A 20,936-nucleotide genomic window follows, 5' to 3' on the forward strand; every position below is an offset into this window, starting at 1 on the left:
CAGTGCGAGTTTCACGTCGGGCCGCGCGGTCACGATCACTCCCAACAACGGCAGCATCCAGACCGATGCGGGGACGACGCTCACGCTGACCAACACGCTCTCCGGTGCCAGCGGCGCACTGACGAAAGAAGGCGATGGCACGCTGGTTCTGACCAGCAGCAACACCTATGGCGGCGGCACGACGATCTCGGCGGGCACACTGCAGATTGGCACCACCACTGGTCTCACCGGTTCGATCGTGGGCGATGTCGCCAACAACGGCACGCTGGCGCTCGGACACGGGAACGCCTGGACCTTCACCGGCGCGATCAGCGGCACCGGCAACGTCAACCAGATCGGCTTGGCCACAACGACGCTGACGGCCGACAACACCTACACCGGCGGCACGACGATCTCGGCGGGCACACTGCAGTTGGGCAATGGCGGCACCAGCGGTTCAATCGTTGGCGATGTGGTGGACAACGGCACGCTGGCATTTAACCGCAGCGATGCGCTGACCTTCGCGGGCACGATCAGCGGCACCGGCTCGCTCAGGCAGGCCGGCACCGGTACGACCACGCTCACCGCGGACAACACCTATGCGGGCGGCACGACCATCTCGGCGGGCACGCTGCAACTGGGTGCCGGCGGCACCACCGGAAGCATCGTCGGCAACGTCACCAACAACGGCACGTTGGCGTTCAACCGCTCGAATGCGATGACCTACGCGGGCACCATCAGCGGCGGAGCCGTGGTGCAAGCGGGTGCCGGAACGACAACGCTCACGGGTACGGGCTCCTCGGTGTCCAGCGTCGATGTCAACGCCGGCACGCTCGACCTCGCTCAGGCGGGCGCCTTCAACGCGAACGCCTTTACGACCGCATCCGGCGCCACCACGCACATCGCCGCAGAATCGACATTGACTGTCGCAGGCGCATTCACGCAGGCTTCCGGAAGCACGCTCGCCGTCGATCTCGGCAGCACCCAACCCATCGTCTCGGCGGCCACGGCCAACCTCGGCGGCACGCTCGACATCACCGGCTTCGGCGCCGCTGTGCCGAACACCGCGAGCGCCCTGACGAGCACGCATTTCAACGTGATCCACACGTCGGGCGGCATCACCAATGACTTCTCGACGGTTGAACTGGGCGGGGCCGGCGGCGATCTCGACTTTCTCACATTGGCCGGCAGCAAGTCGGTCGATTCGCTGGACTACAACGTAGGCTTCGGCCTGGCTTGGATGGCGGGTGCGACGCAAAGCCATGGCGTGTTCACGCTCGTGAGCGCGACGGAAACCTTCGACGTCGATGTGCCATTGGGCAACCAGACGCCTTCCAGTTCCGGGTGGGATGGCACGAGCCTCACCAAGAACGGCGCGGGCACGCTGGTGCTGTCGGCGGCCAATACCTACACAGGGGCGACGACGATCAACGGGGGCACTCTGCGAGCCGGCATAGCGGATGCCTTTGCAACCAGCAGCGCCGTGAACGTCGCGGCCGGCGCTACGCTGGCGCTGAATGGGTTCAACCAGCTCGCGCACAACCTCGGTGGTGCTGGCAGCGTCACGCTCGGGAGCGCTGCGCTGACCGTGCAAAGCGACAGCAACACGACGTTCGGAGGCGTGATCAGCGGTGCAGGCAGCGTGACCAAGGAGGGTGCCGCCGCACTGGTGCTCGCCGGCGACAGCACCTACACCGGCGGCACCACGATCAATGCCGGCACATTGCAGATCGGCGATGGTGGCACCGCCGGCGGCATCCTTGGCAACATCACCAACAATGCGGCGCTTGTCATCAACCGTTCGGACAGCGTCCAACTGCCCGGACCCATCAGCGGCAGCGGTTCGTTGACCAAGCTTGGCGCTGGCGTCGCCTCATTGGCTGGCGCGAACACCTACAGCGGTGCGACCAACGTCAACGTGGGCACGCTCAAGGCCGGTGTTGCCAATGCCTTCAGCGCTGCATCGGCTCATACCGTGTCGAGCGGCGCGACACTCGATACCGGCGGCTTCAACCAGACTGTTGCGGCGCTGGACAACGCGGGTACTGTGAGTTTGCTGAGCACCACGCCAGGCAGCACGCTCGCGGTCGCCGGCGCCTATGTCGGCCGGGGCGGCACGCTGCGCCTGGGCACCCGGCTGGGTGACAGCGCAAGTCTCAGCGATCGGTTCGTGCTCGACGGCCCCGGCGCGAGCGCCAGCGGCACCACCCATCTGGAGATCACCAATGTGGCCGGCCTGGGTGCGCTCACCAGCGGCAGCGGCATCGAGGTCGTCAGCGCGCGCAATGGCGCCACTACCACGGCGCAGACCACCAAGGATGCCTTTGTGCTGGCCGGCGGCGCGACTATCGCCGGAGTCGCCAAAGGCAACACCACGCTGCAAGCGCCTCACATCGATGCGGGGGCCTACGAGTACCGCCTTTACGCCGCGGATGCCGGCGGCTCTGGCGAGAACTGGTATCTGCGGTCGACTTCCACGATCGTCCCGACGCCACCCCCGGGGCCTAATCCGGTCATCATTCCTCCGCCGGTCGAGGTACCCACCTACCGAGCCGAGGTGCCCATGGTTGCCGGTCTCCCCGCACAGTTCCGCCAGGGCGATCTGGCCATGCTCGGCAATCTGCACAGGCGGATCGGCGACGAGAACATTACACAGCCGCAGACTGCGTCGGATGCTTCGTCGGCAACGCCGCGCGATCGGCGCGCATGGGGGCGCGCCATCTATACCGATCTCGACATCCAGCAGGAAGGCACCGTCAACCCTCAAAGCAGCGGGTATCTTGGCGGCCTGCAGGCCGGCACCGACCTGTGGTCGGACAGCGCCTGGCGCGCGGGCGTGTATGTGGGCTATCTCGAAGGCGGCTCCGACACCAGCGGCAATGCACGCGCAACGTTTGGCCACGTTGGCCGCAACGACCTGCAGTCTCGCTACCTCGGCGGCTATGCGACGTGGACGCGCGAGGACGGGCTCTATGCCGATACGGTGCTGCAGGGCGGAAGCCACCGGTACACCCTGCGTCCCGACTTCAACCCGAGCGTCTCGGGCAAGGCCAGCAGCCTGACGGCCTCGGTTGAAGCTGGCAAGCCCTTCAAGCTTTCCGACAGCTGGAGCATCGAACCGCAAGCGCAGTTGGTTTATCAGAGGAGCAGCTTCGACGATGTGCAGCTTAGCGGCGCAACCGTGCGGCAGGACACCGATGCCGGATGGATCGGCCGGCTCGGCGTTCGCATCAAGGGCGACGTGGCGACATCCGCAGGACGGCTTCAGCCCTACGGCCGCGCCAACTTGTACTACGGCGGATCGGGCACGGATATCGCACGCTTCATCTCGCCCGGCGCGGTGACCGACATTTCGAGCCGGACCGGCTATACGTCTGCCGAGCTGGCTGCCGGCATGACGTTGGCACTGAACGACAAGACCAGTCTTTACGGGGAACTGGGGCGCGTGTTCAGTGTCTCCGGAGATGCGCGAGTGCGTTCCTCCATTCAAGGCAGCGTGGGGCTTCGACTCTCCTGGAAATAAGGCCGCTGGCGATCGCCGATTGGAGCCCAGGGCATTGTCATGTTAGGGATGGACGTAAGCGCCGTCGATCAGCATGGTGGCGAACTCGACGATGGGGAGTTTGCGTAGGCGGTGCTATTGATCGAGATATCCCGATCGATCAAGCCACCGATACGTTCGCCGTCGACATGCCGAGACGATGGGGTTGAGGCGTGATATGGGCGCCGAGAAGGCCGAGAACACGATCAGCGGTGGCGCGCCCTATCCCGCGGAACGAGGCAACATCTCCTCGAGATGCGACTCCACGCAGCGCGTCCAGTGTATGAATGCCGCAAGCGCTCATCGAGTCCACCGACGCACCCAGCCAGGGCCGCAATTCGACGATCGGCGTCTCGGGCGCCGTGGGAATGTGAAGTTCCTTCGTCGAGACCAGACCGTAGCGCCAGAGCTCGAACGGAGGCGCCGAACTGGCGAATGGACGATCGGTCGCCATCAACAAGTCGTAGACCTCGCGTGCCTCGCGTTTTCCGAAACGCTCGCACAACAGAGGCAGGGTGAGCCGTCGCAATTGACCGACCGTCTCCTGATCATTGGCCAACGCCCTAGTCAACGTGCAAGGTCGCAGGCCCAGCGCGGACACAGGCGCGGAATCCGCAAGGCCACGCAGCGCGAGCGTGCGCGCCTCGGACGGCAGCGCAAGCACCGCTTTGCTTTGTTCATGCGCGCGTTCTTCAATGTTCGGATTCGGTAGAAAGTCGAGTCCCACGCGCGCAAGTATTGCGCGCAATCGACCGACCGTCTTTGCACCGATCCCCTCTTCTCTCAGAAGCTCCTGCTCGCTGATCTCCGACAGATCCTCGATGCAGAAGATGCTGAGCTCCCTCAGCGCTTCGCGGGCGCTCGCACGCACGGGAATCTCGTCGATCGGCGTATCCGGTTCGAGCCGGATGGGCGTGTTCAGCAGCTGGGAACCTTTGGGTCGCCAATTGAAAGAGGGATACGCGAACGGCAAGCCCGCAGGAACGACACGCTCTCGAAGTGCGATCGCGTGTTGCCGCTTCGCTTCAACGATGGCAAGCCGAAGGGCGCCGAGACATGCCAGCAATTCTTCGTCAGGAAGTTGCGCCAGGTCGTCAATGGATTGGATGGTTCGAGCGGACATAGCCTGGAATTGGGCCGTTAGTCGCCTGCCGCTGCTATCCGAATAGTTCGCCACCTCTATCCGAAAAGTGGGCATCCGGGACAGAGTGACGGTGCGACCGCATGCGGGCGCCAGGTCGCGGTGCATCGAGGTCGATATTCCCTCTGCCATCTCAACAGCCCGCGTCCGCTGCCTGCGCGCACTACCGTGGATCCGCGTGCGCATGTCCTACCTTTTTGGGGGAAGGGCACCTTATCGCAAATAAACGACGACCTCTCGTTTCAATGCTGAGAAACCCTATAGTGCTGACGAGGCTCTCGCCGATACTCGCATTTGTTAGGCGATGGTTCTCGCTCTGACTATTCGCTCGAGGGGGCACGGCTGGCCATGTTGTTCAAGGAAGCATTGCGGCCGGACGGTTCGATCTTGGCCAGGGGCCTGGACTGGAATGCCGCATGTGAATTACACGAGGACCTCTACGGGCCGCACTCAATGCATGTCTCGGCGCCCAGTCGTTTTCGGATGATGTACAGCGGCCACGTCTTGAGTGGTATGTCCACGACCGTCGGTTACTCCGATATGAGCGGCGTCGAGCTGCGGATCGATACGGACCGGAAGCAGCAATCCGCTAGCTACAGCTTCAGTCTGCCGCTTTCAGGCGAGCAGGAATTGCGATCTTTACAGGGCCGTGTGCGCTCCGACTCGAATCGTGGCATTGCCGTGTCGCCCGAGCAGCCATCCGAGTTCAGCCTTGCGGGAAATTGCCGCAACATTGTGGTCGGCATCCCGCGCTCAGCCTTAGAGCAGACTTTGAGCGATGTCCTCGGCAGGCCCGTCGATGGCCTGCTGGTGTTTTCCGAAAGCATGGATGCCGTGGAGGGGGCGACAGCTGCTTGGTGGCGCATGGTCAAGCACTACCTCACCGAGATCGATCGCGCGCGGGAACTCTACGGGTGCGGCTATTTCCGACGATCGATCGAGGAGACCCTGATCAAAGGCCTTCTGATCTCACAGCCGAGCAACTATTCGGGGCAGATCCAACAAGCGCTCGGCGCCAAGATCCCCGCATTTATCGCGCGTGCCAGAAGTTTCATCGAAGCAAACTACCGTGAGGCGATCCACCTCGAAGACATCGAGGCGGCTTCGGGCGTTTCGCGGCTCAAGCTCTTTGAGAGCTTTCGCAAGCACACGGGCTTCACGCCGGCTGCCTACCTCAAGGATTACAGGCTGCGCCAAGCACGTGCTCAGTTGCAGCAGGACCGATCAGACCAAAACGTGTCGTCCATTGCGCTGGGTGTGGGCTTCAATCATCTCGGTCGCTTTGCCATTGACTACAAGCTCGCCTTCTCGGAAACGCCGTCCGAAACCATCCAACGGAATGCTCGGTCCTCGTGAACTGCCCGGCTATCCCCACCACGCGCGAGGCCTGATCCGTTCGCTGGGCCACAAGACACGCAACAGGCTGATGAGCGCGAAGATGGCCAGCGTAACGCCGGTTACCCAAAGCCATTGCTCGTGGTCGGCAATGAATTCAGAGAATTTGGCGCTGCAGCTCGCCAGTCCCGCGACAAGCATCGCGAACAGCACCACGAGCATGCAGTCCAGCGTGAAGATGTCCCAGGCCAAGTCCTCGGGGCACTTCAGCCACAGGTGTTTTGCAGTCTGCACTGGGTTGCGCATGACAGCGGCCTTTGTGGGGTCACGCCACACCAGCAAGCTGGACGGCGGGCACCGAGAACTCGCGTCCGACACCGATACGCGCATAGAGGTAGTTGTTGCGAGCCCTGTCGCTGAGCGAGTCCATGGTCACCTGCCCGTCGGCATCGCACGGGAACGCATATCCGCGCCCCTCGTTGAAGAGCGAGCGAAAGCGCAGTTCGTAGAGAGTGCTCGGGCGCAGAGTCACCTGAGACGAGTTCATGATGTGCTCCTTTCCTCTCATGTGGACTCATGCGTCCGAGCGAAGCAAGGTTGGATTTGCGGTGGGCGCGCAGGCGTTCGGATAGCTCCTGTCGCCACGGAAACCCGAGCGCATGGGATGCGACGATGCGCGTGCCACCTATTGAACGAAGGATGGTGTTCATGCTGCTCTCTTCCAAAAGGCAGGTTGCCGAAATCTGCGATTCATGACGAGGGTTGACGAGGGATCGAATAGCGTCGGTCGAGACGTTTGTCGCGATCCGGTTCTTGTTGCTCGCGGTCATTGGACCGTCAATCGCCTGCCGCTGCTATCCGATTAGTTCGCCACCCTTGTCCAAAAAATAGCGTCCCAGGGCGGTGGTGTCAGGCGACACGACAAACTGACCCCCAGATGGTCAGTTTTCGGTTTACCCAATCCGGCCAGCGGTGCTGCATTCAAGTCACGCCCCCCTACCACACATCACGGGGCGGGCGGCGGCTTCAGGTACGGCATCGAATCAACAGCCACGCCGCCGCGGCGCACTTCGAAATGGAGCTTGGTCACGTTCGTGCGCTGCGACACCGCTGTCGCTGACGCAGGCGCAGTTCGATGCGCTGGTGGTGGGACTGCCTTGGAAGCGCCTGCCAGAGATGAGTGTGATCGCACGGCTATAGGCTCGCAGCAGCGAGCGCGCGTTGACAGCGCAACTCCCAATGACGCGAAGCAGGCGAGGGTTGCATGATGGGTGTCCATGCAGGACCTGCGCGACCCCAAGGATGAGACCTTCAAGGTCTGACGCCCGAGGCGGTCACGGCGCTCGCCCAACAGATGCTGCGGCACATCCAGCGCCAGGCGCAGGACTTCCGCCTGAAGGACGCAAGCTCGAGAAGCTCACGTTCGAACTGGCACGTCACAAGGCCTGGAAGTTAGGTGCGAAGTCCGAGGCGATGAGCACTGAGCAGCGCCGGCTGTTCGAGGAGACACTGGCCGAGGACGAAGCCGCCCTGCAAGCATTGCTGGATCAGGCGAAGGGCACGTCGGCGGAAGACGACGCCGCTGACACTGGCACTGAACGACAAGACCAGTTTTTACGGGGAACTGGGGCGCGTGTTCAGCGTCTCCGGAGATGCGCGAGTGCGTTCCTCCATTCAAGGCAGCGTGGGCCTTCGACTCTCCTGGAAGTAAGACCAGGAGTGTCCTGTCGCAGAAATGGGTTTGGCAGCGTGCAGCGCCAACTTCGCGAGGCAATCGGCGTCTCATCGGTTACGCTGATAGTCGCACTGCCGACGGATGGGTGAGATGGACAAGGCCTTGAACTGTCCGATCGCCGATGAGAGACATCAACCTGTGGCGGAGAGTGTGAGATTCGAACTCACGGACGCTTTCACGTCGGCAGTTTTCAAGACTGCTGGTTTAAACCACTCACCCAACTCTCCTGGGATGCCTTCTGTGCAAAGAAGACAGCCGGCGATTTTAGCGGTTGTCTTCCCGCGTTTCGGCCGTCGGCGCCCAACCTCGCATGACCAAATCAACAATCCCTTCAGCCCAGGCGCGGCGCTCCTCAGGCCCGGCCAGAGGCTTCGAGATGAAGAAGCGCACGCCGCCAAACGCCAAGGTCGACAACTGCACCGCGGCCAATTCAGGTGACGGCACATGCAGCGTTCCGGCCCGATGTGCTTCGGCAAGGTATTCGACGACAGGCGCGAGCACGTAGCTGTTCTCCGCATAGAGCGACTTCGCCAGTTCCGGAAAGCGCACGGCCTCGGCAATCACCAGGCGCAACAGCGCCAGGGTCTTCGGCTCGGTCGCGCTCAGGTACATGCGCTCGATCAGGTCGAGCAGGACTTGCCTCTCGTCGGCGCCCCGGCGCACCAAGGTGGCCTGCATGTTTTCGCGGGCACTGCTCACGGCGCGGTGAACCACTTCCCTGAACAAGGCTTCCTTGTTGTCGAACTGGCGGTAGATCGTGATCTTGGCGACGCCCGCCTCGCGAGCAATGGCCTCGATGCTGGTGGCCGCATAGCCCTTTTCGAGGAAGGATTCCAACGCGGCGGCAAGGAAGGATTCGCGCAGCGCGACGGCCTGTTCGGGGCTGGGCCGTCCGCGGGATCGGCGCTTGACTTCGGGAGATTCGAGGTTTTCCATGGCGGTATCTCTCCTCAGGAATCTGGCAGGAAGATCGTCTGAAGATCGCTCAGGAAGTCGAAGCCGCGCGTTGTCGGCCACACGCGCGCCAAGTCGCGCTCGATCAATCCCTTGCGCTCGGCTTCTTCCAGTCCGCGCTGGATGGCCGTCACAGCCAAGCCGGTCCGTTCCGCGAACTGCGCGAGCGTAAAGCCGTCCTTCAAGCGCAAGGCATTGAGCATGAATTCAAAAGGAAGGGCACCGATGCCAACATCCTCACTCTGCGCAACGGCATGGGCGGCAAGTGCGTTGTCCATGTACAGACGCGGCTCCCGGAACCGCACTTGCCGCACGACACGATGCGCAAAGCTCAGCTTGCTGTGGGCACCAGCGCCGATACCCAGATAGTCGCCGAACTGCCAATAGTTCAGATTGTGCGCGCACTGGTGGCCGTTGCGTGCATAGGCCGAGATTTCGTAGCGTTCGAGCCCCACCTCGGCCGTGCGCTCGCAAATGCGGTCGAGCATGGCGTAGGCGGCGTCGTCTTCCGGTACCACCGGAGGAAATTTGGCGAAATAGGTGTTCGGCTCAATGGTCAGGTGATAGACCGACAGGTGCGGCGGCGCCAGCGAAAGCGCCTGATCGAGGTCCGCTTCGAGGTCCTCGGGCGTCTGGCCCGGCAGCGCATACATCAGGTCGAGGTTGAAGGTCTCGAAGCTGGCGGCGGCCTCCTCCACTGCCGCAATGGCCTGCGCGCGATCGTGCACACGGCCGAGCGCCTTCAGATGCTCGTCGTTGAAGGACTGCACGCCGACCGACAGGCGCGTGACACCGGCCGCCCGGTAGGCACGGAACCGGTCGCGCTCGAAGGTGCCCGGGTTGGCCTCCAGCGTGATCTCGCAATCGGGTGTCAGCTTGAGTCGAGCGCGCAAATCCCCAATCAGCCGGTCGATGGATGCCGGAGAAAACAGGCTCGGCGTGCCGCCCCCGATGAAGATCGTGTGAACCGTCCGGCCCCAGATCAGCGGCAGCGCCGCGTCCAAATCGGCAACCAGGGCGTCCAGATAGCGTTGCTCGGGCAATTCGCCGGACGCATTCCGCCACTCATGGGAATTGAAGTCGCAGTAAGGGCACTTGCGCAGGCACCACGGAAGATGAACGTACAGCGACAACGGCGGCAGAGCCGACAACTGCAGCGGCCCAGGCCGCATCAGGTGCAGGGCGTCGTTGGCGTCCGCCGCACCCGCGGCACTCTCGTCGCCGCTGGAGATCGGAATGATGGCGCTCACGACCAGCGCTCGCGCATCAGGGCCAGCATGGCGCGCGCAGCTTGTCCACGATGGCTGTTGGCGTTCTTCACTTCGGGCGACAGTTGCGCAAAGGTCTTGCCGAACTGAGGCAGGAACATCACCGGGTCGAATCCGAAGCCGTTGTCGCCGACGGGTTCGCTGGCGATCAAGCCGGCGACGCGCCCGACCGCAATCAGCGGTTCAGGGTCGTCGGCGTTGCGCAGCGCCACGAGGGTGCTGACCAGGGCGGCGCGGCGATCGGTCTTGGACGCCAATTGCTCCAGCAGCGCACGCACATTGTTCGCATCGCCTTTTTCGTAGCCGAACTGCGTCGCGTAGTAAGCAGTGTCGACGCCAGGGAGGCCGCCGAAAGCCTGAACGCACAGGCCCGCGTCGTCGGCGATGGCAGGCAGCCCCGTGTGCGCCGACGCATGGCGCGCCTTGGCAAGCGCGTTTTCGACAAAGGTGCGGAATGGCTCCTCGGCCTCGCCGACGCCAAGTTCCGACTGTCGCACCAAGGTGACGTCGAGTGGCGCAAGAAGAGCCTGCAACTCGGCGAGCTTGCCGGCATTGTTGGACGCGAGAACCAGCTTCATCGTCGGTGCTTCAGCTCGAGAGCGCCTTCGTCTGCAGCGCGGTCAGTTCGGAGATGCCTTTTTCGGCCAGCGCCAGGAGCGCGTTCATTTCGCCGCGCGAGAAGGCGGCGCCTTCGGCGGTGCCCTGCACTTCGACGAAATGGCCGGCGCCGGTCATCACGACGTTCATGTCCGTGTCGCAGGCCGAATCCTCGATGTATTCGAGGTCGAGCAGCGGTGTGTTTTGCACGATACCCACCGAGATGGCGGCGACTTGCCCGCGAATCGGCGATGCGGGGATCTTGCCGTCCGCCAGCAGCTTGTTGACGGCGTCCTGGGCAGCAACGAAGGCGCCGGTGATCGCGGCCGTCCGCGTGCCGCCGTCCGCCTGCAGCACGTCGCAGTCGAGGTGGATGGTGCGTTCGCCGAGCGCAGCCAGATCGAAGACGGCGCGCATCGAGCGGCCGATGAGACGCTGGATCTCCTGCGTCCGCCCGCTCTGCTTGCCACGAGCGGCTTCGCGGTCGCTGCGCGTGTGCGTCGCGCGCGGGAGCATGCCGTACTCGGCCGTGACCCAGCCTTCGCCGCTGCCGCGCTTGTGCGGGGGCACCTTTTCCTCAACGGAGGCCGTGCAGAGGACGCGCGTCTGGCCGAATTCGATCAGGACCGATCCCTCGGCATGGATGGTGAAGCCACGGGTGATGCGCACGGGGCGCAACTGATCAGCGGCACGGCCGCCGCTTCGTACGAAAACAGTCATTTTTGATGAACGGAAAAGAAAAAAGAGGGAACAGACTCAGCCCTTGCGCGCGGCGGAGCGGCGGATCGCCTCGTTGATTTCAGCAATCGATCGTTCGATCGCGTCTTCGTCGAGATCGTCGAGTTCGCTGTCCGACGGCATACCCGCCTGGATGGTCGACGCGAACACGCCATCGCTGATGCTGTCGGTGGAAACACCCCGTTTCTGACCCGGCGCGTCGGGGGTTTCCCATTCGAGCGCGATCAGGGTCACGTTGTCGCTGTGGCTGCCGCCGTTGCGCAGTGCCATTTCGGCGAGGTCGGGGGCGGCGTCGGAAACCGGTCTGCCCGAAGACAGCGTGTGAACGATCAGGCTGTCGTCCAAAACGCCCCAGACGCCATCGGAACACAGCATGATCCGGTCACCGCGCAACAGTTGAAGCGGCTCCGAAATGTCGAACAAGGGCGGCGTCGGCGAACCCAGGCAGGTCAGGAGCAGATTGCGATTGACCGGCTCGGGGCCGGCATTGGCACGCGGACGTTCGGCGTGCGAGTGGTCGCGGGTGCGCATGAGGAGTTCGCCGTCGCGCACAACATACAGACGCGAATCGCCGCAGTGAATCCAGGTGGCGGTCGTGCCCTGGATCACCGCCGCCACGACGGTTGTACGAGGTGTGTCGAGCATGCCCTTGTTGCCGGCATACCGCATGATCTGCTGGTGAGCCGCCATCACGGACGACGTCAGGAATGCCTTCACGTCCTTCACGATCGGCCGCGCTTCACGTTGATACAGCGCCGCTATGGTCTGCAGGGCCAATTGCGCCGCGACTTCGCCTTCCGGATGTCCGCCCATGCCGTCTGCCAAAACGAACAATCCTGATTCACGGGTGTAGCAGTAGCCCATGCGGTCTTCATTCTTGAGACGACCGCCCTTGCGGCTGACCTGAAAGACAGAAAATTTCATGCGGGGCGGGTGGTCGGTGCTGCCGCTTTGGGCAACCCCTTCTTTTCAAATGAACGCATGTTGTCTATGGAAAGTCTTACTTTTTCACCGACCGTGAGCTTGGTATAGCGGCGCTCCCCCTCCCGGCTCAACTCCTTCTGCAGGGCGAAAACGGACTGCGGACGCGAAAGCGGATCGAGCGACATGCACCACTCGACCACCTCGATAAGGTTGTCCGAGTAGATGCCGCGCAGCCGGGACAGCGAAAGGCCGAGGCGATCTTTTTCGATGCGCTGCGGCGCGTCGTTCGGCGGATACCCCTGCATGCACGCGTAGATGCACGCGCCGATGGCGTAGATGTCCGTCCAGGGGCCCATGGATGAGTCGCGGCGGTACATCTCAGGCGCCGCGAATCCGGGCGTGTACATCGGCCGGATGAAATTGCCTTCCTTGGACAGCACTTCGCGCGCCGCGCCGAAATCGATCATTACCGCCCGGTCGTCGTCGGTCACGAAGATGTTGGCCGGCTTGATGTCCAGATGCAGCATCTTGTGCTGATGAACGATGCGCAAGCCACGGAGGATTTCGTCGAATAACGAGCGAATCGTGGATTCGCGGAAGACCTTTTGCTTTTTGAGGTCGCGCGCGGTGACGATGAAGTCCTGCAGGGTCGCACCCTCCAGATAATTCATGACCATGTAGACCGTCTCGTTCTCGCGGAAAAAATTGAGAACGCTCACGACCGAGGCATGCGAGATCTGCGCGAGCGAACGACCTTCTTCGAAGAAGCTCTTCAGTCCAAGGCGGTAAAGTGAAAGCTTTTCGGGCGGGACCTGCGGCGCCAGTTCGCCGGTGCCCCGCGTGGCGAGGGACGACGGAAGATATTCCTTGATGGCAACCTGCTGGCCACTATGGTCGACGGCGAGGTAGACAACACCAAAACCACCCGCCGAAAGCCGGCGCACGACGCGATAACCGCCAATGACCGTGTCTGGCAGCAAGGGCGAAGGTTTGACCTTTGACATAATCCGGGAGTTTCGCCCGAAGGCGATGGTGCGGCAAGCGAACGCCGTGCCGACGTCACGGTGCAAACAACAGATTCACAGCGAGGCGCAATGCCAGTTTACAGCATGACCGGCTATGCCAGCGGGCAAAACAGCCCTGCAGGCGGCCACCCAGAAGCCGAGGCGCGCCCTCCCGCCGGAGCTCGTCTCGGGGTCGAGATCCGCTCCGTCAACAGCCGTTTTCTCGACCTGACTTTCAAGTTGCCCGAGGAACTGCGCCAGCACGAACCGGCGCTGCGCGAGGTCATTACCAAGCAGCTCAAGCGCGGCAAGGTCGAAGTCCGTGCTGCAATTGAATCGACGGCAGCCGCAGGGGTGGGCGAGCCCTCGGCAAAGTTGCTGCAACGCCTCAATGGCGTGCAGGACCAGATCAAGTCGTGGCTGCCCAGCGCTCGGGATCTCAGCGTCGCGGATGTTCTGCGGCTCGCCTCGGGCGACAGCGCGATAAGGGGCGACTGGGGTCCGGAGATCACCGCATTGACAGAGAAGACGTTGAAGGCCCTGATGTCTGCCAGGGAGCGCGAAGGCTCCCGTCTCGCCCGCATGCTGCAAGATCATCTTGAGCAATTGCGCGGGCTCGCGATGCAGGCGTTGCCGTTGGTGCCCATGCTCGTGGAGCAGCAGCGCACACGCTTCCTCGAGCGCTGGCAGGAAGCCATGGGTCTGAGCGGCGGCGCCACGCCCCCAGATGCGGCACAGGATCGTGCATTGACCGAGGCCACTGCTTTCGCGATCCGCATCGACGTCGCGGAAGAACTGACCCGGTTGAACTCCCATCTCGACGAGATCGAGCGCCTTGTCAAGAAAGGCGGAGAAATCGGCAAGCGGCTCGACTTTCTGATTCAGGAATTGCATCGCGAAGCCAATACGCTGGGCTCGAAATCCGCGACCCTCGAACTCACGCGCATCGGCGTGGACATGAAAGTCCTCATCGAGCAAATGCGCGAGCAGGTCCAGAACATCGAATAGAGAACCAGCGAATGGACTACCCCGGCAACATCTTCGTGGTCGCTGCGCCGAGCGGCGCGGGCAAATCGAGTCTGGTCAAGGCGTTGATGGAACTCGATTCGGCTGTGCAACCTTCGGTCTCACACACGACCCGTCCCCCGAGGGGTCAGGAAAAGCACGGCCGGGAATACTTTTTCGCGTCCCACTCAGAGTTTGACGCCATGGTGGCCGCTGAAGCTTTCGTCGAATGGGCGCACGTTCATGGCCAGCGCTACGGCACGTCTAAAAAAGCCATCGAAGAGCGTATTGCGCAAGGCGCAGACGTCATTCTCGAGATCGATTTCCAGGGAGCGCTGCAGATCCGGAAGACATTCTCGAACGCCGTGATGATCTTCATTCTTCCCCCTAGCTGGGAGGAGCTGCGCTCCCGGCTCGAGCGGCGCGGGGAGGACAGCGCCTCGGTCATCGAGCTGCGATTGAAAAACGCAGCAGAAGAAATGGCCAGGGCCAGCGAATTTGATTTCGTTATAATTAACGAGGTTTTTGAGCGCGCACTTTTCGATCTGAAAGCGATCGTCCACGCTCAGCGGCTTCGCTATTCTGCACAGCGCCGCATACGTGCAAGCACCTTTGCCGCACTGAACATTCCCTGATCCGCCAACCGTCAGCCCACCGCCGAAAGATCCTCATGGCCCGCATCACCGTCGAAGATTGCCTGCAACAAATCCCGAATCGTTTTCAACTCGTGCTGGCCGCGACCTACCGCGCCCGCATGCTGAGCCAGGGACACGCCCCGAAGATTGAAAGCAAGAACAAACCAGGCGTGACCGCGCTTCGTGAAATCGCCGAAGGCAAGATCGGTCTGGAAATGCTCAAAAAGGTCCCCGGCTGACCTGATGCAGACAAGCAACAAGGAAGCACCGCATGCGGTGCTTTTTTTATGCCTGAATGCGTCGACCCGGCTGCCACGCTAAAGTGGCAGTTATGAGTGCGGTCGTCAAGCCCCAATCCGAGGCTCCTCGAAGCCCCCAGCCGAGTCCGGCGGCGCTGAATGCGGCCGCCGCGAGCTTCGCCGCGCTGACCGACCGGCTTGACTATCTTGGCGCCGAGGACATCGACCAAGTTCGCCGCGCCTATCGCTTCGCCGACGAAGCGCATCTGGGCCAGCTGCGCAACAGCGGCGAGCCCTACATTACGCATCCGATTGCAGTCGCTGCCCAATGCGCAGAATGGAAGCTCGACGCGCAGGCCTTGATGGCGGCTCTGCTGCATGACGCGATCGAAGACTGCGGGGTGACCAAGTCAGAACTGATTGAACGCTTCGGAGCCCCTGTTGCGGAGCTGGTCGACGGTCTCACCAAGCTCGACAAACTCCGCTTCAATACGCGCGAAGAAAACCAGGCGGAGTCATTCCGCAAGATGCTTCTTGCCATGGCGCGGGATGTGCGGGTCATCCTGGTCAAGCTCGCTGACCGGACGCACAACATGCGTACGCTGGACGACGCGCCGCGCGAAAAATGGGCGCGCATCTCGCGCGAAACGCTCGAAATCTACGCACCTATCGCGCATCGGTTGGGCCTCAACCAAACCTACAGGGAGCTGCAGGACTTGTCCTTTCGGCACCTGCGTCCGTGGCGCTACGCCATTCTTGCCAAAGCGGTCGCGAAAGCCCGGGGACGACGTCGAGACCTTATCCAGAAGGTTCAGCAGGAAGTAGAGACAGCCTTTGCCAACGCGTCGATGAGCGTACGCATCGCAGGGCGCGAAAAAACCCTTTATTCGATTTACCGGAAGATGGACGAAAAGCACCTGAGCTTCGCCCAGGTCACCGATATTTATGGTTTCCGGCTGATCGTGCCCAGCGTGATTTCCTGCTACACGGGGCTTGGCATCCTGCACCAGATGTACAAGCCGCTGCCCGGCAAATTCAAGGACCACATCGCGATCGCCAAGCTCAACGGCTATCAGTCGCTCCACACCACCCTGGTGGGGCCAGCCGGCGTGAACGTCGAATTCCAATTGCGGACCGAAGCCATGCACGTGGTCGCCGAATCGGGCGTCGCGGCGCATTGGCTCTACAAGGCCGCGGAGCCAACGGCGCCGACCAGCGAGCGGCTGGGTGCCAAGTGGCTCCAGTCGCTGCTCGACATCCAGGATGAGACGCGCGACGCGGCCGAATTCTGGGATCACGTCAAGGTCGATCTCTTTCCTGATGCGGTCTATGTCTTCACGCCGAAGAGTCAGATCATGGCGCTCCCGCGTGGCGCGACCGTGGTGGACTTTGCCTATGCGATTCACAGCAACATCGGCGACCACACCTCGGCCGCGCGCATCAACGGCGATCAGGTTCCGCTTCGCACCGAACTCAAGAACGGAGACGTCGTGGAGATCATCACGGCGCCCGTTTCGACGCCCAATCCCGCGTGGCTCGGCTTCGTGCGGACCGGCCGGGCGCGCTCCAAGATTCGTCACTACCTCAAGACGCTCGCGCATGCAGAGTCCGAAGGGTTGGGCGAAAAGCTGCTGGCGCAGGCTCTGCGCGCCGAAGGTCTCGGGAATCTGCCGGTCGACGACGCCGAGCATCAACAACTGTGGGAAAAGCTCCTGCGGTTCACCGGCAACCGAACGCGGGCCGAATTGCTGACCGACATCGGACTGGGCAAGCGCATCGCAAGCATTGTGGCAAAGCGGTTGATGGCGCTGATGGCCGAACGTGGCGAAAAGCCCGATGCGCTGATGCTGAGTCGTGAGCGATTCGCGGCGCATGATGCCGTTTCGCAAGGCGCTGTCACGCTGGACGGCAGCGAAAACTCATCCGTGCGCTTCGCACTTTGCTGTCGCCCTATTCCGGGCGACCCGATCGTGGGCTATCTCGGGCACGGCGAAGGCCTGGTCGTGCACACGGAGGAATGCGGTGTCGGCCAGCGTCTGCGCTACAAGGACAGCGAACGATTCTTCGCGGTCGAATGGGCAGATGATCCGGTCCGGGCTTTTGAAACGGGAGTGGTCATTACCGTTCGCAACGACAAGGGCGTATTGGCGCGGGTCGCCGCTACGCTCGCGGATACCGAGGCCGACATCACGCACGTGGAGATGGCGGATGAGACTCCGCAGGACTCCACCGATTTGCGCTTCGTGATCGCGGTGCGCGACCGCACGCACCTCGACGTCGTATTGCGCGCTGTTCGGCGGACCTCCTCAGTCCTTGCCGCTACCCGGACGGTGCCGGTCCCCTGAATCTCAGCGGCTCAATGGGGTCCGTCCGAAGGCGGCGGATAGCTCACCGACAGCACTTCGATCTCATGCACGCCGCCCGGCGTGGCGAGTTTGACGACATCTCCCTCTCTGGTTTTGAGGAGCGCGCGCGCGATCGGCGAAATCCAGCTGACTTGTGACTGAGCGCTATCGGCTTCATCGATGCCAAGAATCGTGACCGAACGTTCGTCGCCGTTCTCGTCCGCATACAGCACGGTCGAACCGAAGAACACCTGGTCGCTGCCGTGATGCACTGACGGATCGGTGACTTCGGCGACCTCGAGCCGTTTGGTGAGAAAACGAATCCTGCGGTCGATCTCGCGCAGGCGCTTCTTGCCGTAAAGGTAGTCGCCGTTCTCCGAGCGATCTCCATTCTTCGCGGCCCAATGGACCGCTTCGACCACCTTCGGACGCTCCGTGTCCATCAAATCGAGCAATTCGGATCGCAGCCGCGCGTAACCAGCCGGCGTGATGTAGTTCTTGCCGCCGGCCGGAAGCGGAGGCAGAGCGCTGCCTTCTCCGCTTTCATCGTCGTCGGCGTCGTTTTCTTTCGTGAATGCCTTGCTCATTGCTCCAGCCTTCGACCCACAGGAAAATCGGGCGCCGGTTGTATCACACCGGGCGATCGTCGGTCGCTGGAAATTGCCCTTGCCAGAGGGCCGCAGGGTCAGCCAGACTGCTGCTCGGGCGCGGACGCGTCTGAGGTGTCCGAGACTGGCAGGGACTGCTCGACTTGCCGAGAGATGTCCGGAACAACCAATCTCTTCCCTTGCTCTCCAAGAGCAATGCCCTTGACGAGATGGCGCGGCAAATGATGTGTTCGCTTCAGGCGAGAAAGTGCCTCGCTGCGAGCAGGCTCGGAGACTGGCAGGAACATTTGCAATGAGCTCATCTTGTTGTCCCCAAAGAAGGCCAGGAAGGAAACGTGGGACCCTCCATCTGATGGATAGAGGGTAGTCACTCCAAGCAGCGCTGGCTTCGCCGTCAACGATTATGGCCGCGGGTAAAAGGCTTGGCGCTTTCGGCCCTGAGCGCGGTAGTGTCAACGGCATAGTCGGCCGGGAGCGCCACTTACATCAGGTGACGTAGTTCTGGACACAAGCGGCCGGAGACGCTCACAATGAACGCTCTCCTCTGGACTCCAAGGTCCTTTCGCCCGCTTCGGCGGGCTTTTTCATGCGCCGGGAAGAACCTGCGAATACGGCCGCACCAAAGAAAAAGGGTTAGCTCGCGTCAACGAGCTAACCCTTTATTGAGATGGTGCGGCTGGCAGGAATTGAACCCACGACCCCTTGGTTCGTAGCCAAGTACTCTATCCAACTGAGCTACAGCCGCACAGCTTGCAAGTATAGCATTCAAAACTGGACACTTTTTCTCGATCCAGAGCTTCACGCAAGGCAAAGAAAAAAACGGGGTGGTAGGCCGTGCTGGGCTTGAACCAGCGACCAACGGATTATGAGTCCGCTGCTCTAACCAACTGAGCTAACGGCCCACGCGATCCGGATTCTAGTGGGACACAGGCGCGCACTCCTGCTTCCTTTACTTCGCTACTTCCGATGGCTCAAAGCGTTCGTGACGAGCTTCGACGTGATGTCGACGATCTGGATCATCCGGTCGTACGGCATTCGAGTCGGGCCGATGACGCCCAAGGTCCCCACTACTTGACCATCGACCTCGTAGTTCGCGCTCACGATCGAGAGGTCGTCGAACGGCACGACCTGGCTTTCGCCGCCGATGAAGATGCGCACACCTTCGGCCTGGCTGGAAACGTCCAGCAGACGCATCAACTGGGCCTTTTGCTCGAACAGTTCGAAAGCACGACGCAAATGGCCCATGTCGCTGGAGAAATCGGTGACCGCAAGTAAATTGCGCTCTCCGGAGATCACTACTTCGTCCTGCGCCTCGGTCAGGACTTCCGAGCTCACTTTGACGGCCGCCTGCATCAGTTCCGCGATTTCGCCGCGCAGTTGCTCGACTTCCGACTGCAGTCGGTCGCGCACCTGCTCGATCGACAGCCCCGCATAGTGGGCGTTGATGTAGTTCGATGCCTCCACTAGCTGCGATTGCGAATAGTCGGCCTCGGGAAAGATGACCCTGTTCTGCACGTCGCCGTCCGGCGAGACGATGATCACAAGCAATCGGCGATCGGAAAGCCGGAGAAATTCGATCTGCCTGAAGATGGAGGCGCGCCGCGGGGCCATGACAACCCCGACGAATTGCGAAAGGCTCGACAGCAAGTTCGCGGCATTGGCGATGACCTTCTGCGGCTGGTCCGGGGCAAGGCTTGGCGCGGCGAGGTGTTCACGTTGCGCCGTCAGCATGGTGTCGACAAAAAGCCGATAGCCGCGTGCCGTGGGGATGCGGCCTGCCGACGTATGTGGGCTTGCGATCAAGCCGAGGGTCTCGAGGTCGGACATCACGTTGCGGATCGTCGCGGGCGAAAGATCCAGTCCAGAGGCGCGAGACAGAGTGCGGGAGCCGACGGGCTGGCCCTCGGCGATATAGCGCTCGACGAGTGTCTTCAGCAGCAACTTGGCGCGATCGTCCAGCATCGGGCAATTTTAATGTTGTAATTTGTAGATGGGCCCTCGCTTTCGTCACGTCGCACTCATTGGCAAGTACCAGGCTTCTGGTGCTCGGGCGCAATGCGGCGCTCTCGACGAAGTCATGGAGGGCATCGGCGCGTTCCTCGAATCACAAGGCTGCACTGTCTTTGTCGAGCAGTCCCAGGCGGAAATCGTCGAAGTGAGCCGCTACAAGGCGCTCACCGTCGAAGAAATCGGGGAAGAGTGCGACCTCGGCCTGGTGGTCGGAGGCGACGGAACCATGCTCGGCATCGGACGGCAGCTCGCGCCATACGGTGTTCCACTGATCGGCATCAACCGGGGGCGCCTCGGGTTCATCACCGACATCGCACTGGACAACTACCAGGCGACGCTGATTCCAATGCTTGCCGGCGAATACGAAGAGGACCACCGCAGCCTCATGCACGCGCAGGTAATGCGCGACGGCGTGTCGGTCTTCGACGCCCAAGCCATGAACGACGTGGTCGTGAATCGCGGCGCCACATCCGGAATGGTGGAATTGCGAGTAACGGTCGGCCGTCATTTCGTGGCGAACCAGCGGGCAGACGGAATGATCATTGCGTCGCCGACGGGGTCGACTGCCTATGCGCTGTCGGCGGGCGGGCCTTTGTTGCATCCGGCTGTCCCAGGCTGGATCCTTGTGCCAATCGCACCGCACACCCTTTCCAACCGCCCGATCCTGCTCCCGGATGCAGAAGAAATCTCCATCGAGCTCGTTGGCGGACGGGACGCGAGTGCCAATTTCGATATGCAATCCCTCGCATCGCTGGTCATCGGAGATCGGGTCCTTGTGCGCCGCTCGGACTACCGCGTGCGGTTCCTGCACCCCCGAGGCTGGAGCTACTTCGACACGCTGCGCAAGAAACTGCATTGGAACGAAGGAGGTTCCTGAC

At 62.1% G+C, this 20,936-nt stretch carries 18 protein-coding genes and 3 tRNA genes; 7 read left to right on the forward strand and 14 right to left on the reverse strand.

Annotated elements, in window-relative coordinates; genetic code table 11:
- Positions 1-3,502 (forward strand): autotransporter outer membrane beta-barrel domain-containing protein (locus tag AC1DMA_RS08945; RefSeq protein WP_478143984.1); only part of this gene is annotated, 3,502 nt, incomplete at its 5' end.
- Between the two features lie 139 nt (positions 3,503-3,641).
- Here the strand turns inward: AC1DMA_RS08945 and AC1DMA_RS08950 are convergent.
- Positions 3,642-4,643: a helix-hairpin-helix domain-containing protein gene (locus tag AC1DMA_RS08950; RefSeq protein WP_478124711.1), complete on the reverse strand. Its 1,002-nt coding sequence runs from the start codon at positions 4,641-4,643 to the stop codon at positions 3,642-3,644.
- Between the two features lie 366 nt (positions 4,644-5,009).
- Here AC1DMA_RS08950 and AC1DMA_RS08955 point away from each other — a divergent pair, with 366 nt between their 5' ends.
- Complete coding sequence (locus AC1DMA_RS08955) at positions 5,010-6,017, forward strand: AraC family transcriptional regulator (protein WP_478124712.1); 1,008 nt, start codon at positions 5,010-5,012, stop codon at positions 6,015-6,017.
- 9 nt (positions 6,018-6,026) lie between these two features.
- Here AC1DMA_RS08955 and AC1DMA_RS08960 read toward each other — a convergent pair whose 3' ends face one another.
- The 9 genes from AC1DMA_RS08960 to AC1DMA_RS09000 form a co-directional block, all read right to left on the reverse strand.
- Complete coding sequence (locus AC1DMA_RS08960; RefSeq protein WP_478143985.1) at positions 6,027-6,302, reverse strand: hypothetical protein; 276 nt, start codon at positions 6,300-6,302, stop codon at positions 6,027-6,029.
- A gap of 19 nt (positions 6,303-6,321) precedes the next feature.
- Positions 6,322-6,543, reverse strand: coding sequence for a hypothetical protein (locus AC1DMA_RS08965; RefSeq protein WP_478143986.1), 222 nt, complete (start codon positions 6,541-6,543; stop codon positions 6,322-6,324).
- Between the two features lie 1,327 nt (positions 6,544-7,870).
- Positions 7,871-7,958 (reverse strand) — tRNA-Ser (locus AC1DMA_RS08970).
- Positions 7,959-7,995: 37 nt separating this feature from the next.
- A complete protein-coding gene (locus AC1DMA_RS08975; RefSeq protein WP_478124715.1) occupies positions 7,996-8,667 on the reverse strand; it encodes a TetR/AcrR family transcriptional regulator in 672 nt (223 codons plus the stop codon).
- 14 nt (positions 8,668-8,681) lie between these two features.
- Positions 8,682-9,935: a radical SAM family heme chaperone HemW gene (hemW, locus tag AC1DMA_RS08980; protein ID WP_478143987.1), complete on the reverse strand. Its 1,254-nt coding sequence runs from the start codon at positions 9,933-9,935 to the stop codon at positions 8,682-8,684.
- Positions 9,932-10,531: an RdgB/HAM1 family non-canonical purine NTP pyrophosphatase gene (gene rdgB / locus AC1DMA_RS08985; protein ID WP_478124717.1), complete on the reverse strand. Its 600-nt coding sequence runs from the start codon at positions 10,529-10,531 to the stop codon at positions 9,932-9,934. Before rdgB ends, hemW begins: the two co-directional genes overlap by 4 nt.
- A gap of 10 nt (positions 10,532-10,541) precedes the next feature.
- Complete coding sequence (gene rph / locus AC1DMA_RS08990) at positions 10,542-11,270, reverse strand: ribonuclease PH (protein WP_478124718.1); 729 nt, start codon at positions 11,268-11,270, stop codon at positions 10,542-10,544.
- 36 nt (positions 11,271-11,306) lie between these two features.
- Positions 11,307-12,212 (reverse strand): PP2C family protein-serine/threonine phosphatase, encoded by a 906-nt coding sequence (locus AC1DMA_RS08995; RefSeq protein WP_478124719.1) that lies wholly within the window; start codon positions 12,210-12,212, stop codon positions 11,307-11,309.
- Positions 12,209-13,216, reverse strand: coding sequence for a serine/threonine protein kinase (locus tag AC1DMA_RS09000; RefSeq protein WP_028249365.1), 1,008 nt, complete (start codon positions 13,214-13,216; stop codon positions 12,209-12,211). Before AC1DMA_RS09000 ends, AC1DMA_RS08995 begins: the two co-directional genes overlap by 4 nt.
- A gap of 90 nt (positions 13,217-13,306) precedes the next feature.
- On the opposite strand from AC1DMA_RS09000, the gene AC1DMA_RS09005 reads away from it, so the two are divergent.
- The 4 genes from AC1DMA_RS09005 (at position 13,307) to AC1DMA_RS09020 (ending at position 17,440) form a co-directional block, all read left to right on the forward strand.
- Positions 13,307-14,224 carry a YicC/YloC family endoribonuclease gene (locus AC1DMA_RS09005; RefSeq protein WP_478124720.1) on the forward strand — a complete coding sequence of 306 codons (918 nt, stop codon included), beginning with the start codon at positions 13,307-13,309 and terminating at the stop codon, positions 14,222-14,224.
- An 11-nt stretch (positions 14,225-14,235) separates the two neighbouring features.
- The gene (gene gmk / locus AC1DMA_RS09010; RefSeq protein ID WP_478124721.1) at positions 14,236-14,856 is read left to right on the forward strand and encodes a guanylate kinase; all 621 of its coding nucleotides are present in this window, start codon (positions 14,236-14,238) and stop codon (positions 14,854-14,856) included.
- Between the two features lie 35 nt (positions 14,857-14,891).
- Positions 14,892-15,095, forward strand: a complete 204-nt coding sequence (rpoZ, locus tag AC1DMA_RS09015) for a DNA-directed RNA polymerase subunit omega (RefSeq protein ID WP_093162973.1) — start codon at positions 14,892-14,894, stop codon at positions 15,093-15,095.
- A gap of 92 nt (positions 15,096-15,187) precedes the next feature.
- The gene (locus tag AC1DMA_RS09020) at positions 15,188-17,440 is read left to right on the forward strand and encodes a RelA/SpoT family protein (protein ID WP_478124722.1); all 2,253 of its coding nucleotides are present in this window, start codon (positions 15,188-15,190) and stop codon (positions 17,438-17,440) included.
- Positions 17,441-17,451: 11 nt separating this feature from the next.
- Here the strand turns inward: AC1DMA_RS09020 and greB are convergent, their stop codons facing one another.
- From greB to hrcA, 4 genes are all read right to left on the reverse strand, one after another.
- Positions 17,452-18,027 carry a transcription elongation factor GreB gene (greB, locus tag AC1DMA_RS09025; protein ID WP_478124723.1) on the reverse strand — a complete coding sequence of 192 codons (576 nt, stop codon included), beginning with the start codon at positions 18,025-18,027 and terminating at the stop codon, positions 17,452-17,454.
- Positions 18,028-18,716: 689 nt separating this feature from the next.
- A tRNA-Arg gene (locus AC1DMA_RS09030) sits at positions 18,717-18,793 on the reverse strand.
- Positions 18,794-18,873: 80 nt separating this feature from the next.
- Positions 18,874-18,950 (reverse strand) — tRNA-Ile (locus tag AC1DMA_RS09035).
- A gap of 55 nt (positions 18,951-19,005) precedes the next feature.
- Entirely contained in the window at positions 19,006-20,010 is a 1,005-nt protein-coding gene (gene hrcA / locus AC1DMA_RS09040; RefSeq protein WP_478124724.1) for a heat-inducible transcriptional repressor HrcA, read from the reverse strand.
- 28 nt (positions 20,011-20,038) lie between these two features.
- On the opposite strand from hrcA, the gene AC1DMA_RS09045 reads away from it, so the two are divergent.
- Entirely contained in the window at positions 20,039-20,935 is an 897-nt protein-coding gene (locus tag AC1DMA_RS09045) for an NAD kinase (protein ID WP_478143988.1), read from the forward strand.
- The last annotated feature ends 1 nt before the right edge of the window (position 20,936 follow it).

It is taken from the genome of Variovorax sp. 05N34 (assembly GCF_056397405.1).

Excerpts from the sequence above, each read along its gene's own strand:
- AC1DMA_RS08950 (WP_478124711.1), bottom strand. The coding sequence starts at position 4,643 with ATGTCCGCTCGAACCATCCAATCCATTGACGACCTGGCGCAACTTCCT.
- AC1DMA_RS08955 (WP_478124712.1), top strand. The coding sequence starts at position 5,010 with ATGTTGTTCAAGGAAGCATTGCGGCCGGACGGTTCGATCTTGGCCAGG.
- AC1DMA_RS08960 (WP_478143985.1), bottom strand. The coding sequence starts at position 6,302 with ATGCGCAACCCAGTGCAGACTGCAAAACACCTGTGGCTGAAGTGCCCC.
- AC1DMA_RS08965 (WP_478143986.1), bottom strand. The coding sequence starts at position 6,543 with ATGAACTCGTCTCAGGTGACTCTGCGCCCGAGCACTCTCTACGAACTG.
- AC1DMA_RS08975 (WP_478124715.1), bottom strand. The coding sequence starts at position 8,667 with ATGGAAAACCTCGAATCTCCCGAAGTCAAGCGCCGATCCCGCGGACGG.
- rdgB (WP_478124717.1), bottom strand. The coding sequence starts at position 10,531 with ATGAAGCTGGTTCTCGCGTCCAACAATGCCGGCAAGCTCGCCGAGTTG.
- rph (WP_478124718.1), bottom strand. The coding sequence starts at position 11,270 with ATGACTGTTTTCGTACGAAGCGGCGGCCGTGCCGCTGATCAGTTGCGC.
- AC1DMA_RS08995 (WP_478124719.1), bottom strand. The coding sequence starts at position 12,212 with ATGAAATTTTCTGTCTTTCAGGTCAGCCGCAAGGGCGGTCGTCTCAAG.
- AC1DMA_RS09000 (WP_028249365.1), bottom strand. The coding sequence starts at position 13,216 with ATGTCAAAGGTCAAACCTTCGCCCTTGCTGCCAGACACGGTCATTGGC.
- AC1DMA_RS09005 (WP_478124720.1), top strand. The coding sequence starts at position 13,307 with ATGCCAGTTTACAGCATGACCGGCTATGCCAGCGGGCAAAACAGCCCT.
- gmk (WP_478124721.1), top strand. The coding sequence starts at position 14,236 with ATGGACTACCCCGGCAACATCTTCGTGGTCGCTGCGCCGAGCGGCGCG.
- rpoZ (WP_093162973.1), top strand. The coding sequence starts at position 14,892 with ATGGCCCGCATCACCGTCGAAGATTGCCTGCAACAAATCCCGAATCGT.
- AC1DMA_RS09020 (WP_478124722.1), top strand. The coding sequence starts at position 15,188 with ATGAGTGCGGTCGTCAAGCCCCAATCCGAGGCTCCTCGAAGCCCCCAG.
- greB (WP_478124723.1), bottom strand. The coding sequence starts at position 18,027 with ATGAGCAAGGCATTCACGAAAGAAAACGACGCCGACGACGATGAAAGC.
- hrcA (WP_478124724.1), bottom strand. The coding sequence starts at position 20,010 with ATGCTGGACGATCGCGCCAAGTTGCTGCTGAAGACACTCGTCGAGCGC.
- AC1DMA_RS09045 (WP_478143988.1), top strand. The coding sequence starts at position 20,039 with ATGGGCCCTCGCTTTCGTCACGTCGCACTCATTGGCAAGTACCAGGCT.